Here is a 16,974-nt window from a genome sequence, read left to right on the forward strand (position 1 = left end):
GCATTCATTCTCTACGTGAATGCTTTTTGCTTGTCGAGTGTTGTATAATAAAAACATGCCTTTTATCCAAGTATATGTAGAACCACTCGCTCTATCTTTGAATCAAATGTTCACCTATCATTCCAAAGAAAAATTAGAGCGAGGAATACGAGTCAAAGTTGAATTCAATCATAAAGAAATGGTGGCGATCGTCATGGGCGAATGCGAGAAGCCCACGGACTTTCAAGCCAAAGAGATCTTGGAAGTTCTTGATGAAAAACCGCTTTTGAACGACGAGCTCTTCGAACTCGCCGAATATATGAGCAATACGTATGTCGCCAGCAAAATGAGCTGCTTCAAAACGATGCTGCCTCCCTCTTTACGTGTTCAATCCAAAACAAAGCCGATCATCATGGAAGAATGGTTTGAACAAGGAGAAGGGATGTCTTCTTTAACACCAAAAGCCAAAGAACTCTTTGAAAAACTGCAGCCGATGCTTCCGATGCGCTCTTCTCTTTTCCGCAAACAAGCCAAGACCCATACGAAGCAGCTTTTAGAAAAAGGCTATATTCGCTCCATCAAGCGCGAAAAACAAGAAGAGATCGCCTCGGATTATGAAGAAGATCGACCTCCGATCTTAAGCGAGGATCAAGAAAAAGCGATCGAAACGATCAGAAACGAAGAAAATAGCACGTTCCTTCTTCACGGCGTGACAGGCTCAGGAAAAACGGAAGTTTTTTTACAGCTGGCCAAAGAGACGATCGAGCAAGGCAAGCAAGTGCTCTTTCTCGTTCCGGAAATCGGATTGACGCCATTGATGATCCAACGCGTCAAAGCCCGCTTCCAACAAAAGATCGCGATTTATCATTCTCAACTTAGCGCCTCCGAAAAATATCAGCAATACCAAATGGTCAAAAACAAGGAAGTGCAGATCGTTGTCGGGACCCGCTCGGCCTGTTTCATGCCCTTTCATGATCTAGGCCTCATCTTGATGGATGAAGAACACGATACAAGCTATAAACAAGACGCGATGCCAAAATACCATACCCGAGATATCGCCTTGTTTCGCAGCGCCTACCATCACTGCAAACTCGTTTTAGCAAGCGCCACCCCTTCGCTCGAATCGTATGCAAGAGCATATAAAGGTCTTTATACGCTTGTCGAATTAAAAAGAAGGATTGCTAAATCGATGCCAAAGATCGAGCTGGTCGATCTAAGGGAAGGCGAGGTAGAGGGTGGTCTTTCAAAGAACTTGCTCGATAAGATCCAAGATAGGCTCGCAAAAAAAGAACAAACGATCCTTTTGCTCAATCGAAGAGGCTATTTGCCGGTGATGAAATGCAGAAAATGCGAAGAGACGATCCTTTGTCCAGATTGTGGAATCGCCCTCTCGTATCATCGAAGCGAGAACACGCTAGTATGTCATTGTTGTGGAAATACATATCCTAACACGAACACATGCCCGAAGTGCGGCTCTCACGATTTTTATCAACATGGCATGGGAACAGAGAAGCTGGAAGGATCGATCCAAACCAAGTTTCCGGAAGCCAAGATCGTTCGCATGGATGCCGATACGACCCGTAAAAAAAACGCCCATCAAAAACTTTTGAAAGCGTTTGAAGAAGAGGGGGATATCTTGATTGGTACGCAAATGGTCGCCAAAGGCTTAGATTTTCCGAATGTCACGCTTGTTGGGATCCTGCAAGCCGATGCTGGACTTGTCAGAAGCGATTATCGAGCCAATGAAACGACGTATGAGATGCTCGAGCAAGCCTCTGGAAGAGCGGGAAGAGCCGATAAAGAAGGGGAAGTGCTTATTCAGACGTTCGATCGCTCGCACTATGTCATGGAAAGCGTGCTCAACCATGATTATCGGAAGTTTTTTCAAACCGAAATGCAGTACCGGCATCTAGGAAACTATCCACCCTTTACCTATATGGCAACATTGATTTTTTCTCACGCAGAACTTTCTCAAGCGCTTTTCGAGGCAAGGAAAGTCAAAGACGAGCTCAAAGAGCAACGGGTGCTCGGGCCGATCGAAATTTCGATGCGGCAGAAAAAAAAGCGCGTTCGTCTGCTTCTCAAAGACAAAAGTCAAGAACACTTGGAAACGACGATCTGGGCTTTGGCCCATCGTTATAAATCGAACGCTGTCAAACTCGAGATCAATATGCATCCATTGATGCTGGAGGAGTGATGATCATGGTTAGAAAATGGATCTTGAACGCATTGTACGCTGTTATCTTTGAACACGCGTATTCCAATCTCTATCTCAAACAAAATTTACATCAAGTCAAAGAAAAAGACCGCAAACTAGCGACCCAGATCTTCTATGGAACGCTGCAGAACTACCGCTATTGTGAAGCCATCTGGAAGCAGCACGCCAACACGAAGCAAAAAGTGCCTCTCAAGATCAAGATTCTTTTAACAATGTCGGTCTATCAGATGCTCTTTTTAAAAAAAGTTCCTTCGTATGCGATCATCGATGAAGCCGTCGAGATCGCTAAACAAACAAAAGTCCATACAGCCGGTTTTGTCAACGCGATCTTAAGGAAGGTCGAAAAGGATCCAAGCCTTCCAGAACAGGATCCTCAACATTCGCTCGCTCTTCGCTATTCGCTGCCGGATTGGCTTATCAAGATGTGGATCCACCAATATGGCGAGCAAAAAACAGAAGAGATCGCGAAAGCCTCCAACGCTTCGCTTCCCTTGAGTATCCGACGGAATTTGATCGATACTAGCGAAGATGAGATTCGCTCGCTTTCTGTGATGGAGCTTCTTCAAGACCCCATCTATCTCTATTCGGGTGGCGCGATCTATGAAAACCCTTACTATAGCCAAGGAAAGATCTCGATCCAAGACGCAGGCGCGTATGAGATCGTGCGCTTTCTCGATCCGCAAAAAGAAGAGCGGATCTTGGATACGTGCGCTGCGCCAGGAACAAAGACGATGGCAATCGCTGAGAGGATCGAAGGAATAGGAGAGATCACGGCTTTGGATCTGCATGCCCATCGAGTCCAGCTGATCGAAAACGATATCGAACGGCTGCATCTTCATAATGTGATCGCCCAACAACAAGACGCGAGCGATCTAGAAGGTTTTGGCTTGTATGATCGGGTGCTTTGCGATGTGCCATGTTCTGGTTATGGTACGCTTTCAAGAAAACCAGATATCAAACTGGAGATGAAGCCGGAAGACATGGATTCTTTGATCCCGCTCCAATACAAGATCCTAGAAGAAGGCGCGAAACACGTCAAATACGACGGGATTCTTGTGTATTCGACATGCACTTTGAACAAAAAAGAAAATGAAAAACAAATCGAGCGCTTTTTGAAGGCGCACAACGATTTTGAAAAGGTCGATGAGAAAACACTGTTTCCAACATCGATCCATAATGGATTTTATATGGCCAAATTAAAAAGGAAGGAAGACGTTCATGAAAAGCATCTATGATCTGAATTACGATCAAATGAAAGAATTTGCTCAAGATTGCGGGTGGAAGCCGTTTCGCGGACAGCAGATCTTTGAATGGCTGTATCGAAAACGGGTCGATTCGTTTGAGGAAATGAGCAATTTATCCAAAGAGACCCGAGATTTGCTGCAGCAGGAATTCGCGATCAATCCTCTCAAGCTCGTCAAAAAACAAACAGCGAAAGATGGAACGACGAAGTTTTTGTTCCAGACCGAAGATGGGGCGTTATTAGAAAGCGTGCTCATGTATTTTGATTATGGAAGAAGCGTCTGTGTCTCGTCCCAAGTGGGATGCAATATGGGATGTGCGTTTTGCGCGAGCGGATTGACGAAGAAAAAAAGAAATTTGACAAGCGCTGAAATGGTCGCGCAAGTGATGTATGTACAAAAGGAGCTCGACAAACAAGAAGAGAGACTCTCTCATATCGTTGTGATGGGAACAGGGGAGCCTTTTGATAATTATGACAACGTGATGAATTTTTTATCGACGATCAATCACGATCGAGGCTTGGCGATCGGCGCTCGCCATATTACGATCTCGACTTGCGGGATCGTGCCGATGATCTATCGATTCGCGGACGCAAAATATCAATATAATTTAGCGATCTCGCTGCATGCGCCGAATAATACGCTGCGCGATCAGCTCATGCCAGTCAATCACGCCTATCCGCTCGATACGCTCATGGAAGCGATCCGGTATTATTGTTCTAAAAACAATCGTCGGCTTACCTTTGAATATATCCTGCTTAAAGGGATCAATGATCAAAAGCAGCACGCCAAGCAGCTTGCCCATCTTTTAAAAGGGTTGAACGCTTATGTGAATTTGATCCCTTACAACAGCGTGGACGAAAAGAAGTTCAAAAGCGTCGATCACGAGGAAGCGATGGCGTTTTATGATCAATTGATGAAGGAAGGCGTCCGGGCGACGATCCGTAAAGAACATGGAAACGATATCGATGCGGCATGCGGACAGCTTCGCATCAAAGAAATTCGGAAAGGAAACGGGGAATGAAAGTTTGTGGGAACACCGATATCGGCTTAGTGCGCAAAAGCAACGAAGACGACTACTGTGTCACCAAAAATCGCAATGGTGATTGGCTAGCTGTTGTTTGCGATGGCATTGGCGGCAGCCAAGCCGGCGAAGTCGCGAGCCATATCGCTGTGAATTGTATTTATGAAGAATTCATGAAGGCGCCAGATCTTAGTAAAGATAAAAGAGTGAGCGTCTTCATCCAAGAAAGTTTGAATAAAGCCAACGACAAGATCTATACGAAATCGATGCATAATAAAAAACAAAGAGGCATGGGAACGACTTGTGTCGGGGTGATCATCACCAAAAAAGGTACGTATATTTTCAATGTCGGCGACTCAAGGCTCTACGCGCTCTATCCAGATGGATTCATTCAAATGAGCGAGGATCATTCTGTGATCGCTCAGCTTCTAAAAGAAGGCAAGCTCTCCTACGAGGAAGCAAAAGGCCACGCCCAGCGCAATACATTGACATCTGCCTTAGGCGTTTGGCGCGTCTATCGGATGGATCTGCATAAGATCGCCAACAACTATAAAGCGCTCATTTTATGTTCGGATGGTTTGCATGGATATGTCGACGATTCGGAAATCGAGGCAGTGCTAGCTTCTGAGATCTTTACGCTTCAGGAAAAGGTGAGCATCTTGATTTCGCGCGCGAATCAAGCGGGCGGTTTAGATAACTGCACGATCGTTATTTTAGAAAAAGAGGAGGGCGATCTGCATGATTGATGTGATCGGAAAACGGTACAAGATCCTCTTTTTGATCGGTCAAGGCGGCATGGCGGATGTGTATCTAGCCCAAGATCTCATTTTATCAAGAGAAGTGGCGATCAAGATCTTGCGTCAAAGCTTGGCCAACGATCCGATGACCCTCGTTCGCTTCCAAAGAGAAGCGAGCGCGGCATCAAAATTATCGCATCCCAATGTGGTGGATATTTATGATGTGGGAGAAGCGGATGGCTACCATTATATCGTGATGGAGTATATTCGTGGCCGGACGCTCAAGCAGCTGATCAACCAGCGTGGGGCGCTTGATTATCATGAAGCGATCTCGATCATGAAGCAGCTGACCTCCGCGATCGCCAAAGCCCACGCCAATCATATCATTCATCGGGATATCAAGCCGCAAAATGTATTGGTCAAAGATGACGGGACAGCTAAGCTGACCGATTTTGGGATCGCGATCGCCAACGACGCGGTCCAGCTGACCTACTACAATACCGTGATGGGTTCGGCGCATTACTTGGCGCCAGAAACGGCGCAAGGAAAAGAACCGAACGAACAGATCGATATTTATTCGCTTGGGATCGTGTTTTATGAACTGCTCACAGGGGATGTTCCCTTTCGTGGGAACACGCCTACAGAGATCGCGATCAAGCATCTTCGCGAGCCGCTGCCTTATCCGCGTCTTTTCAATCCGCAGATCCCGCAGTCGGTGGAAAATATCGTGATCAAGGCGAGTGCCAAAGATGTCAAGGAGCGCTATGAGGACGCTCGAGAAATGTTGTACGATCTCGAGCATTGTCTGGAGGCCCAATATTTGAATATGCCTCGAATCCAGCTCAAGCATCCTACGATCGATATCATCGAGATCAAGGATGGAGCGATCCGCACCAATCCTATCCAAAAGGAGGTCAAGCCTGTGGATCCCAAGCCAAATCCGCATTCGCTTTTGTTGTGGGGGGCCGGGATCGTTTCGAGCTGCTTGATCTTGTGTATGATCTTGCTTGTGAGCGGGATCGTCCGCTTTAAAGGGTTTTTAGGGTATGAAGAAATGCCGGATCTAATGCATATGCAAAAAGAGCAGGCGATCCTTGCCTTGCAGAACGCGCATTTTCAAACGGATCACATTGAATGGAAAGAAGTGGTCCAAGATGATATTCCTGCTGGAGAAATCTATAAGACAAGCATAAAGCCTGGCTCGATCGTAAAAGACGACGCGCCATTGATCGTCGAGATCTCCAAAGGGCCGAGCTTCATGATCCAGGATTATACGGGCTTGTATTTGGAAGATGTTCAAAGAGATCTTCAACAGCAAGGTGTCGAGCTGAATATGGAGATCGAATACAAAGGGGAACCAAACACGTATCCTGGCGTGATCTTAGAACAGAGCGGATTAGAGCCAGGAGACAAGATCGATCCTAGCGCCTATGAGACGATCCGCTTTGTCGTGAGCGAATATCCGACGATCATCATCCCGGATACGCTGATCGGTATGGATGTTTATGAGGCGAAAGAGTATTTGAATGGAGAAGGGATCGCGGTCAATTTAAGAAAGACATCTTCGTCTTCTTCCAATAAAGTGATCAGCGTTACGCCAAAACCAGGATCAAGCTACACGCAGGAAGGAACAGACAGCGTCGTCACGTTGTATTATTAACAAGTATGAAACAAGGAACAATTATTAAAATCATTTCCAATCAATATACGATCGAAAACGAGGAAGAAAAAGTGGTCGCCGCTCCGCGAGGAAAGATGCGGCGATCCAAGGCGCCAATGGTCGGCGATCATGTCGAATACGAAAAAGTGCAGGATTCGTATCGGATCTTGAAGATCTTGCCTCGAAAGAATCAGCTTCTTCGGCCAACGGTCGCAAATATCGACCAGGCGCTCGTGGTGACTTCATGCAAAGATCCAGATTTTTCTGAGCGCTTGCTCAACCGGCTGCTGTTTGTGGTCGAGCTCTCGAATGTGGAGCCGATCATCTGCATCACGAAGTGGGATCTAGCAAGCGAGCAAGAAAGAAAGACGATCGAAGCGTATCTTGCGATTTTAAAAAATTGTGGATATACGATCGTGTATTCATATCCAGAAAGCGATGATCAAGCGCTCAAAGCGGTTTTGAAAGATAAAGTGAGCGTGCTTTGCGGACAATCGGGCGCTGGAAAGAGTTCGTTGCTCAATCGGCTCGATCCTCGCTTTCAGCTGCAGACGCAGGAAATTTCAAAAGCGTTAGGAAGAGGAAAGCATACGACGCGCTATTCAGCGCTGCATGAGGTGGCTGGAGGACTTGTAGCCGATACGCCAGGCTTTTCTTCGCTTGATTTTTCAAATTTTGATTTGAAGCATCTAGATGCGCATCTTAAGGCGTTTTCGCCTTATATCGGTTCGTGCCGGTTTGCTGATTGCAATCATATCAATGAGCCGGATTGTCGCGTGAAATCGGCCGTAGAGGAAGGCAAGATCCCTTCGGCTTACTACGAGGATTATAAAGCGCTCAAGGAAGAGTCGCTCAATAGAAAGGTTTTTTAATGGAAAAGAATGAATTGGTCATTGCCCCTTCGATCTTATCGCTAGATTATGGGCATGTGGATGAACAGTTGAAGGCGCTGATGGATTCGAAAGCGAAATGGCTTCATTTTGATGTGATGGATGGCCATTTTGTGCCAAATCTCACATTTGGTCCGGATATTTTGCGAGGATTCAAAAAAGCGGCTCCTTTATTTATGGATGTTCATTTAATGGTGGACGATCCTGCTTTTTTCGCGCCGATCTTTATTCAAAATGGGGCGGACTTGATTACTTTTCATACAGAAGCGCTGAACAATGATCCTTCGCGCATCAAAGCGCTTCTTCAAAAGATCCATGAACTTGGTGCGCAAGCGGGGATCAGCGTGAAGCCGAAGACAAATATCGAACAATTCGCTTCGCTTTTAAATGATCTTGATCTTGTGCTGGTCATGTCGGTGGAGCCAGGATTTGGAGGACAGTCGTTCATGGAAGACCAGCTCGATAAAGTCCGTTGGCTGTATGATGCGCGCAAAGCGCAAGATCTTGGGTATCGGATCGAGATCGATGGCGGAATCAACGCTTCCACTTATAAAAAAGCGTTGCTGGCTGGCTGCGATACGTTGGTGGCTGGAAGCTACGTTTTTAAAAACGATATCATCAAAAGCATCGAAGGACTGCTTGAATGAGACCGGCTGTTTTAGTGACGCCTTTGGCCAAAACGATCCCATTTGTGGAAAACGCCATTTATGTTGGCGTCGACGCGGGGGTGCTGACTTTATTAGAGCAGGAATTTCCAGTCGAATTCGCGGTGGGCGATTTTGATTCGATGAGTCAAGAAGCGTATGAAAAGATCGAAAGCTTAGTCAAGATCGAAAAGCATCCGATCATGAAAGATGAATCGGATGCGCAGCTCGCTTTGCGTCTTGTCAAAGAGAAAGGTTGTTCGCCGATCTATTTGTGCGGCGCTTTGTCGAAGCGGATCGATCATACGATCGCGAATTTGCGGCTATTGATGTATCACTATCCTGATTTGATTTTATGGGACGAGAAACAAAATGTGTCTCTTTTTCAAAGAGGAAAACACGTCTTGAAAAACACGTATAAAAATGTCTCGTTTTTCGCGGTAGGAAAGGCGACGATCACCTTGGAGGGGTTTTTATATCCGCTCGAGCATCGAGAGATCGATGTTTCGGATATTTATACGTTGTCGAATTCAATCGTCGATCAAGAAGGTGTTGTCATCGTGGAGGATGGAGCGATTCTTTGCGTGATGAGCGATGAATAGGCAAGAAAGGGAGGAAGAGCATGCATGAAGTTTGGATGAGCGTGGTCACAGGGTTTATTTTGATCATTTCCGGTTTGTTTTGTGTATGTATTCCGAACCGTATCTTTTCGCTCATTTTGAATTTGAGCGTGATCTATTTTTTGATCAATACGGTGTATTTATTGTATTTGTTTTCGAAAAAAAGAAAGAAGATCGATTTGTTGTTCGCGTTCTTGTCGCTTTTTTTCGTTTTGTTCTTGATGGAATATAGGCAGTTTCCAGAATGGATCATCCGGGTCATGTTCGCGTCGTATTGTTTATTGATCGGGATCTCGTGCACCGTTCAAGTGGGGATTCATTATATCAACGGGATGAAAGGTTCTTTTTTCTTTCTTTTGCTTGGGATCGCCTATATTGGGCTAGGCCTTTTTCTTTTATGGTCCAATATGGTGACGACGGATCGTCTGCTGCAGTTTTTTGGTTTGTATTTTATGATCTTAGGCGTTCAATATTTGCATGATAGTTGGCAAAGCGTGCAGCCAGAAAAGAAGTATCGATGGAAGCGTTCGTTTAGGATCATGATCCCACCGATTTTCGCAGTCTTTATTCCGGATCGGGTCATCCAAGGGATCAACGCGTATTTACAGGAAGGTAAAACGATTGATTTGAGCGAATACAAAAGCGACCAAGAGCCGCAGCTCAAGGTGATGGTGCATGTCGGTCCGGATGGGTTTCAAAAGATCGGGCATATATGCTTCGCTTATAAAGATCTTGTCTATTCGTATGGAAACTACGATGCTCAATCGTTTCACTTGATGCAGACGCTTGGGGATGGCGTGTTTTTCAATGTGGAGCTCAATCAATATATCGCCAATGCGATGCGGGCGGAGAACAACTCGATTTTTGAGTACGGGATCTGTTTAGAGCCCAAAGAGCAGGCGCTTGTTGAGCGCGAGCTCAGGAAGCTGCAGGCTAATTCGTATCGGTGGTATTGTGAATTGGAGAAGACGGGCGATTATGATCATTTTTATCAATATGCCCAGGATTATCCGTGTCGGCTGCATTATCGAACGGGTGCCAAGTTTTATAAGATCAAGCAAGGCAAGTTCAAGACGTATTGGGTGTGCGGGGACAATTGCGCTTCGTTCATCGATTGGATCTTGGGGCAGCTTGGAAGCGATGTGCTTTCGATTCGAGGGATCATCACGCCAGGTTCGTATTTTGAGTTTTTAGAAACTGAGTATATGAAGAAAAGTTCGCCAGTTGTATACCGGAAGGTGCATCCGTGGAACAAGGAGCTGGCCAAGATGTATACAGGTTCTTATAAAAAGAAGCGGTTCAAGACGAGCTAGCTTCTTTTTTTCACGCACAAAAAAAAGAGGTTTCCCTCTTCGTTTTGTCTGATAAAGATTAGATCGCGTTTTTCTTTTTCAATGTTCTCAAGGCACGAGCGCTAATGCGAACTTTTGTTGGTTTTCCGTCGACCATGATCGTCGCGTTTTGAAGATTTACATTCCATTTACGACGAGTCGCGTGCATAGAGTGAGAACGTCTATTGCCAGATAAAGGACCTCTACCAGATATTGCACATTTTCTTGACATCTTGCTTGCCCCCTTTACTTTCAGTTGCACAATTGCCTTAACATAATAGCATCCTCTTTCACGCTTTTCAAGAACAAATTGTCATCAATGAAGGAGTTTGCTATAATCCTTATGAATGTGAGGAGTCTGTAAATTCATGAATGTTTCAACTGGTCTTTTAATGGCGTCGGGTTGTTTGCTTTCGCTTGGCTTGATGCTTCTGATCATGCCTTCGTTGATCGATTATTTGCATAAGATCAAATTTGGGCAGACGGAAAGAGGAGAAGGTCTTGAGAGCCATAAGAAAAAAAATGGCACACCGACGATGGGCGGGATCGCTTTTATCCTAGTTCCGACTTTTCTCTATATCGTGTATTCTTTATTTTCGCCTTTTAAGCTCGATATGAACACGGCCATTATTTTATTGGCGTTTGTCGGGTATGGGCTGATCGGCTTTATTGATGATTATATCATAGTGGTCAAAAAGGACAATGAAGGGTTGAAGCCCGGCGTCAAATTTTTGTTGCAGTCCATATTGGCTGTTGTTTTCTTTTTGTTGTATCGATCGACGGCTTCGACAGCTGTTTGGATCCCGATCGCGCATATTCAAGTGGATCTTGGTTTCTTTTATTTCTTTCTTGTCTTTATCATGTTTACGGCGGAAACGAACGCGGTCAACTTTACGGATGGGGTGGATGGACTTTGCGCAGGGCAGATGATCATCGCGCTGATTCCGTTTATCGCTTTTGCTTTCATGCAAGGAAAGATGAATGTGGCATTCTTGATCATGCTTGTCGTTTTCGCGCTTGTTGGTTATTTGAAGTTCAACTTGCATCCGGCCAAGATCTTTATGGGCGATACGGGTTCTTTGGCTTTGGGCGGTTTGATCGCGGCTGTTGCGATGGTCTTGAAGCAGGAGCTTTTGTTGATCGTGATCGGGCTTGTCTTTGTGGCGGAAGTGCTTTCGGTCATCATTCAAGTTTCGCATTATAAACGCACGAAGAAAAGGATCTTTCGTATGGCGCCGCTGCATCATCATTTTGAAAAGGGCGGTTGGAGTGAAGAGAAGGTGGTCACTCGCTTTTGGATGGCGGGTATTGTTTGTTCGCTGGTTGGTTTGATCATGGGGGTGATCTAGATGGAGAGCGTATTGGTCATTGGAGGGGCTCGCAGCGGTATTGCTGTAAGCAAGCTTCTCAAAAAGCAAGGGTATCATGTCGTTTTGACGGATATGAAGAAAGTGGATCGCGATGGTTTGGACGGGATCGAGATCTATGATGAAGGGCATCCTGATTTTTTAAAGGAGAAGGAGTATGCTTTTGTCGTGAAGAATCCGGGGATCCCATATTCGGCGCCGTTTGTCCGCTATTTCGTGGAGAAGGGCGTTCCAATCTATACGGAGATCGAGTTCGCCTATACGGTGGCGAAAGAGTTTAAGTTTGGAGCGATCACGGGCACGGATGGAAAGACGACGATCACGACTCTTTTGTATGAGATGCTCAAAGAGAAGGATCCTAGCGCGCAAGTGGCTGGCAATATTGGGATCCCGCTTTCGGAAATCGTTTTGGAGCATGCTGGCGAGTCGTTGGATGTGGCTTTGGAGCTGAGTAATTTTCAGCTTCTGGGCACGAAGACGTTTCATCCTAGCGTTTGCGCGGTGAGCAATCTAGCGCCGGATCACTTGGATTATATGGATTCTTTGGATGCGTATTATGCTTCGAAGATGAAGATCTATGAGAATTGCACGGAGTCGGATTGGTTTATTCGGAATGTGGATGATCCTTTGATCATGGAGTACGCGAAAAACATTCCTTGTCGAGTGATCGATTTTTCGCTGTCGCGTCAAGATGTGGATTTGTATGTCAAGGATGGCAAGGCGATGCTTTGGGATACGGTTTTGTTTGATGTGTCGGATCTAAAGATCGTGGGTTCGTTCAATTGTGGCAACGCGATGATGGCTTCTTGCATGGCGTATAAGTTGGGTGTTTCTTTGGAAAAGATCCAAGATGTGATTCGCTCGTTCAAGGGCGTGGAGCATCGGATCGAGTTCGTAAAGGAGATCGACGGGGTTCGTTTTTACAACGACACGAAGGCGACCAATACACATGCTGCTTGCGCGGCGCTTTCGGCGTTTGATTCGAATGTGATCTTGCTTTGTGGGGGAAAAGATAAGCATATTTCATTTGATGATTTGAAGCAGTTTGATCAAAGGATCAAGTATTGTTTTAGTTTTGGTCAGACAAAGGATCAATTTGCTTCGATCTTCTCGAGGCAGAAGAGCGTGGAAACGATGGAGGAGGCTTTACAGGAGGCTGTCAAGATCGCCGTTCCGGGGGATGTGATCTTATTGTCGCCGGCTTGTTCTTCGTTTGATCAATTTAAAAATTATGAAATAAGGGGAGAAATTTTCAAGGATTTAGTCCATTCATTGTAAAAGGAGGAAAATTCATGTCGTTTCTTCTCGACGTTCTAAAATCGATCGTTTTTGGGTGTGTGCAGGGGATCAGCGCGTGGTTGCCGTTTTCTTCGCGCGCCCATTTGATTTTGTTGCAGAGTTTGTGGCCGATCATGCCGGAATGGTATTATCGGATGTTTTTAGTTTTTGTCTCGACAGGTTCGGCGTTCGCGATCTTGGTGTTGTTTTATCGTCAGCTTTTTTTGAAGCGTTCTTTTTTTCGAGTTTGGAAATCGATCGTGTTGGCGAGTCTTCCGATCGTTGGCTTTGGGATGCTTCTTTCATATTGGATCGAGTCTGTTATGAGCGCAAAGTTTGTTGTGGCGATCTTATTGATCGCGTATGGGATCATTTTGATTGGTTATGCGAAGCATCCTGTGAGGGCGAAATATCATTCTTTTTATGAATTGGGGGCGAATGAGGCGGTTCAATTTGGTTTGGTGCAGTCTTTGGCTTTGTTTCCAGGCACTTCTTGGCTTGCTTCGGGTTTATTAGGTGGTCGTTTTTTGAAGCTGGAGCGCAAGGCGAGCTTGTTGTTTTCGTATTTGGTGTCGGCATGTTCGATCGTCGCTTTGAATTTGTTCCAGTTTTCGATGTTTTTCAAAGATGGATATCCGCTTAGTTTTTTTCAAGGGTTTTGTGGTTTGTTGAGCGCGGTTTGTTCGTTTATCGTAGGGATCTTCATTGTTCGTTGGTGGATGCGCGTTTTTGGCGAACAGTCTCTTCGGTGGGTCGGGTTTTATCGAATCGCGTTAGGGTTGTTCATGATCGTATTTTTCTATATTTTTTAGTCAGCGTGGCTGGCTTTTTTTTCACTAGAACGGTATACTAATATCATTATTTTAGAAGGGGAATACTATGGAAGATCAAAAGAATAAGAATTTGCCGCCTAAAATCGACGCGCAGAAGATGGAAGCTCAGCTTCAAGAGGAGAAAAAGAAGGAAGAAGCTTTTAATAAGAAGCAAAAGCAGAAGCGTTGGCTTTTGGTTGGCGGGATCATTGGGATCATGGTCGTGGCTGTTGTTTGTTTTGGTTTGTTCGTTTCGAAAGTGACGTATTCTGTCGCGGAAAGTATTGTCAATAATATTCCGGAGGAAGAGTTTCATGATTCTTCGTATCGTTTATTGAACGCGCCGGGTGAATATATAGCCAACGAGCAGCTTTCGATTGTGGAGGATCTTGAGGATCAAGACAAGATCGGCTTGATCAAGAAGGGCGAGTCTTTTTGGTGTGAAGATACGGCGTATGTCGATAGTAAAGAGGAGCTTTGGGGACAGCTCGGCATTGGCTGGGTCCTTTTGCGTGATCAAAATGGAAATTACGCGACGGAAAATGTGTTGACGAGTGTGGATTCTACGCCTGGAACGGCTGAGATCTTAAAAGACATACGGGTGTATTCCGATCCTTCGACAAAGTCTACAATTTTAAAATCTTTAAAAAAAGGCGATCAAGTGGAGATCGTTTCGGAGAAAGAAGATATAAATGGTGTAGAATGGTTTGAGTTAGAGGATGGGTGGATCTTGAAGACGGACAACGCGAAACGGATCGAATCAAGTCAAGAAGAGACGAAGGAAGAAAAGGAATCCAAAGAAACGGACGAGATCCCAGAAGATGAAGAGGGTATTCGTTACAAGGCGAAATACGATATGAAGGTTCGTGAGGAGCCAAGTTTGGAGGCGGAGCGCACTGGAACAGTCAAGTTGGATGAGGTCGTCGAGATCGTGGAGATCGGAGAAGACGAGGAGGGCGCTACGTGGGGCAAGATCCGAGATGGCGATTATGTCTGTTTGAAGGATAAGGACTATACGTATTTTGAAGAGGTGTCTGAATAGGCATCTTTTTTTGTTTTTAAGGATATTGTCCTAATAAGTTTAACACATAGTAGGGTTATAAAAAAAGAGAATCGCTTTAGAAATTATCAAAATATTGTGGGATTGTCTTGAAACGTTTTAAGTTTTTGGGTATAGTTATTTATGTTAGTAGAGTTCCTGCTGACAGGATGATTAGGTATTGATTCGCGTCGTACGAATCGATATACATCACGAGAGTACAGCATAAAACAAAGAAAGGAAGAGCTAAACATGAAATTGATTAAATTTGGAAGTGCTGCTTTGGCCGCTACTATGGCTTTCAGCGCTGCCCCTGTTTTCGCAGCAGACAACAGTCCAATTCAAGGCGATGTTAATAAAAGACCTGGCGTTACTGAAGCGACAGTAGATGGCATTAAAATCGAAGTGACTGATAGCGCGATCACAGACGAAAAAGTATTAGAAGTTGTTAACGACGAACAAAAAGTTAAAGATATTTTGAAAGAAAACGGTTATAAAGTACCTACTGGAGCAACTGTCGTTGTTCTTGGCGAAGGGGACTATAACTACGAAGTAAACGGAAAACCTGAAGAATTGAAAAAAGCCGTTGAAATGTCTTTCGACGCTGCTACCCTTGCAGCGAAAGATGGAGACCAAGTCTTTGTTCTTCACTTGAAACACGATGGTAAATGGGAAGTAATCTCTGCCGTTGTTGAAAAAGGCATCATCAAAGTGACTTTGGATGGTCTTTCTCCAGTTGCGTTCTACAAAGTTGTAGATGAAAAGACTGGTAAAGTCGTTGAAATCACGAAAGAAGAAGCAGCTAAAGCTGGTGTTAACACAACGACAGCTAAGGTTGAAAAGAAATCTCCTAACACTGGAATCTAATTATTCTAGTTCACAAAATTTAAGCTTAAATTTATGTACTCTGTGAATGTCCAAATAGTCGATCGATGAGAGTCGGTCGGCTTTTTTTTCAGAGTTGGAAAGGAAGAGACTATGCGTCGTTTTAAAAAGATCATGATTGGCGTTCTCATCGTCTTGTTGCTGATCGTATGGGGTGTTGGGGGCACTTATTTTTATTTGAACTATAAGGGTCAAAAACAGCTCAAGGAAAGCGAAGTACAGGATCGGGAAGGGACGTATATCACTTATCAAGGGAAAGAGTATCGGTATAATGACGATATGATCAATATCCTTTTTATGGGGATCGATAAAAAGGGTGGTATTGAAGAAGAGGTCGCGCCTGGTGTTCAAGGTCTGGCGGATTCGATCTTGCTCGTTTCTTTGGATACGACGAATGATAATTTGTTTATGTGGGCGATTCCGCGGGATACGATGGCTCAGCTAAGAAGAACGGATGAGGCGGGTAATTTTGCGGAACCTTTTGAAGATAAGATCACGCTTCAATATGGGTATGGAAATGGGGCTCAGGAAAGCTGCGAGCTGATGGAGGTGGCTGTTTCCAACTTGTTGTTCAAATTGCCTATTCAGCGTTATGTTTCGATCAATATGGATGCGGTTCCAATCGTGAATGATGCGGTTGGTGGAGTGAGCTTGACGGCTTTGGAAACGGTCGCCAATTCAAAGGGGATCTATTTTAATGAAGGAGACCAAGTTCATTTGATGGGTCAAGATGCCTTGAATTATATTCAAATTCGTGATATCAATCAGATTGGAAGCGCAATGGGACGTTTGAATCGTCAAAAACAGTATGTGGATGCTTTTTATCATCAAGCTTTGCAGGCTGTCAAACAAAACATTGGTCTCCCTGTTACCCTGTATAATGAATTAAAACCATATATGTATACGAATCTAACATTAGAGGATGTAACATATTTAGGAACGGAGTTTTTACAGACCCACTTTTCTATGGAGAATTTAAAGCAGATTCCTGGAGAAGCGGTTTATGATGAAAACTATCATGGGGGAAGGACGGTATTCCGGGTAAATTATGATGAGCTTCAAAAGGAGATCATCGATACGTATTATACGGAAGTGAAAGAGGATAATGAGGAATAAGGGGTTGTATTTTGTACCCCTTTTTTTATTTTCTCATATAGATTTATTCTTATATTTTATAATCATGCTTTTGTTTGAACTTGTCATAGAACATAACAATTTAGTTGAAATGCTTTTGAATTATGTATTATGG

At 44.6% G+C, this 16,974-nt stretch carries 16 protein-coding genes; 15 read left to right on the plus strand and 1 reads right to left on the minus strand.

Annotation, left to right across the window (positions count from 1 at the left end; genetic code table 11):
* Positions 1-55 precede the first annotated feature (55 nt).
* The 9 genes from priA to BO225_RS05230 are packed head-to-tail and all read left to right on the plus strand — an operon-like array spanning position 56 to position 10,326.
* Entirely contained in the window at positions 56-2,176 is a 2,121-nt protein-coding gene (priA, locus tag BO225_RS05190) for a replication restart helicase PriA (RefSeq protein ID WP_076341238.1), read from the plus strand.
* On the plus strand, positions 2,176-3,432 hold the full coding sequence (gene rsmB / locus BO225_RS05195) for a 16S rRNA (cytosine(967)-C(5))-methyltransferase RsmB (RefSeq protein ID WP_083632097.1): 1,257 nt from the start codon (positions 2,176-2,178) through the stop codon (positions 3,430-3,432). The genes priA and rsmB overlap by 1 nt, the downstream gene beginning before the upstream one ends.
* Complete coding sequence (gene rlmN, locus BO225_RS05200) at positions 3,416-4,462, plus strand: dual-specificity RNA methyltransferase RlmN (protein WP_076341211.1); 1,047 nt, start codon at positions 3,416-3,418, stop codon at positions 4,460-4,462. The genes rsmB and rlmN overlap by 17 nt, the downstream gene beginning before the upstream one ends.
* Complete coding sequence (locus tag BO225_RS05205) at positions 4,459-5,208, plus strand: Stp1/IreP family PP2C-type Ser/Thr phosphatase (RefSeq protein ID WP_076341212.1); 750 nt, start codon at positions 4,459-4,461, stop codon at positions 5,206-5,208. Before rlmN ends, BO225_RS05205 begins: the two co-directional genes overlap by 4 nt.
* Positions 5,201-6,859 carry a Stk1 family PASTA domain-containing Ser/Thr kinase gene (gene pknB / locus BO225_RS05210; protein ID WP_076341213.1) on the plus strand — a complete coding sequence of 553 codons (1,659 nt, stop codon included), beginning with the start codon at positions 5,201-5,203 and terminating at the stop codon, positions 6,857-6,859. Before BO225_RS05205 ends, pknB begins: the two co-directional genes overlap by 8 nt.
* Positions 6,860-6,864: 5 nt before the next feature.
* A complete protein-coding gene (gene rsgA / locus BO225_RS05215; protein WP_076341214.1) occupies positions 6,865-7,731 on the plus strand; it encodes a ribosome small subunit-dependent GTPase A in 867 nt (288 codons plus the stop codon).
* Positions 7,731-8,396, plus strand: coding sequence for a ribulose-phosphate 3-epimerase (gene rpe, locus BO225_RS05220; RefSeq protein WP_076341215.1), 666 nt, complete (start codon positions 7,731-7,733; stop codon positions 8,394-8,396). Before rsgA ends, rpe begins: the two co-directional genes overlap by 1 nt.
* Positions 8,393-8,995, plus strand: a complete 603-nt coding sequence (locus tag BO225_RS05225) for a thiamine diphosphokinase (protein ID WP_076341216.1) — start codon at positions 8,393-8,395, stop codon at positions 8,993-8,995. The genes rpe and BO225_RS05225 overlap by 4 nt, the downstream gene beginning before the upstream one ends.
* A 20-nt stretch (positions 8,996-9,015) precedes the next feature.
* Entirely contained in the window at positions 9,016-10,326 is a 1,311-nt protein-coding gene (locus BO225_RS05230) for a hypothetical protein (RefSeq protein WP_076341217.1), read from the plus strand.
* A 58-nt stretch (positions 10,327-10,384) separates the two neighbouring features.
* Here the strand turns inward: BO225_RS05230 and rpmB are convergent, their stop codons facing one another.
* Positions 10,385-10,576 (minus strand): 50S ribosomal protein L28, encoded by a 192-nt coding sequence (gene rpmB / locus BO225_RS05235; RefSeq protein ID WP_076341218.1) that lies wholly within the window; start codon positions 10,574-10,576, stop codon positions 10,385-10,387.
* 136 nt (positions 10,577-10,712) lie between these two features.
* Here rpmB and mraY point away from each other — a divergent pair, with 136 nt between their 5' ends.
* The 6 genes from mraY (at position 10,713) to BO225_RS05265 (ending at position 16,841) form a co-directional block, all read left to right on the plus strand.
* Positions 10,713-11,693, plus strand: coding sequence for a phospho-N-acetylmuramoyl-pentapeptide-transferase (gene mraY / locus BO225_RS05240; RefSeq protein ID WP_076341219.1), 981 nt, complete (start codon positions 10,713-10,715; stop codon positions 11,691-11,693).
* Positions 11,694-12,989 carry a UDP-N-acetylmuramoyl-L-alanine--D-glutamate ligase gene (gene murD, locus BO225_RS05245; RefSeq protein WP_076341220.1) on the plus strand — a complete coding sequence of 432 codons (1,296 nt, stop codon included), beginning with the start codon at positions 11,694-11,696 and terminating at the stop codon, positions 12,987-12,989.
* Positions 12,990-13,003: 14 nt separating this feature from the next.
* Complete coding sequence (locus BO225_RS05250) at positions 13,004-13,801, plus strand: undecaprenyl-diphosphate phosphatase (protein WP_076341221.1); 798 nt, start codon at positions 13,004-13,006, stop codon at positions 13,799-13,801.
* A gap of 67 nt (positions 13,802-13,868) precedes the next feature.
* Entirely contained in the window at positions 13,869-14,843 is a 975-nt protein-coding gene (locus BO225_RS05255) for an SH3 domain-containing protein (RefSeq protein ID WP_076341222.1), read from the plus strand.
* Between the two features lie 249 nt (positions 14,844-15,092).
* Entirely contained in the window at positions 15,093-15,707 is a 615-nt protein-coding gene (locus tag BO225_RS05260) for a hypothetical protein (protein WP_076341223.1), read from the plus strand.
* A gap of 111 nt (positions 15,708-15,818) precedes the next feature.
* The gene (locus BO225_RS05265; RefSeq protein WP_076341224.1) at positions 15,819-16,841 is read left to right on the plus strand and encodes an LCP family protein; all 1,023 of its coding nucleotides are present in this window, start codon (positions 15,819-15,821) and stop codon (positions 16,839-16,841) included.
* Positions 16,842-16,974: the final 133 nt, after the last annotated feature.

Source organism: Dubosiella newyorkensis, assembly GCF_001945605.1.
GTDB lineage: Bacteria > Bacillota_I > Bacilli_A > Erysipelotrichales > Erysipelotrichaceae > Dubosiella > Dubosiella newyorkensis.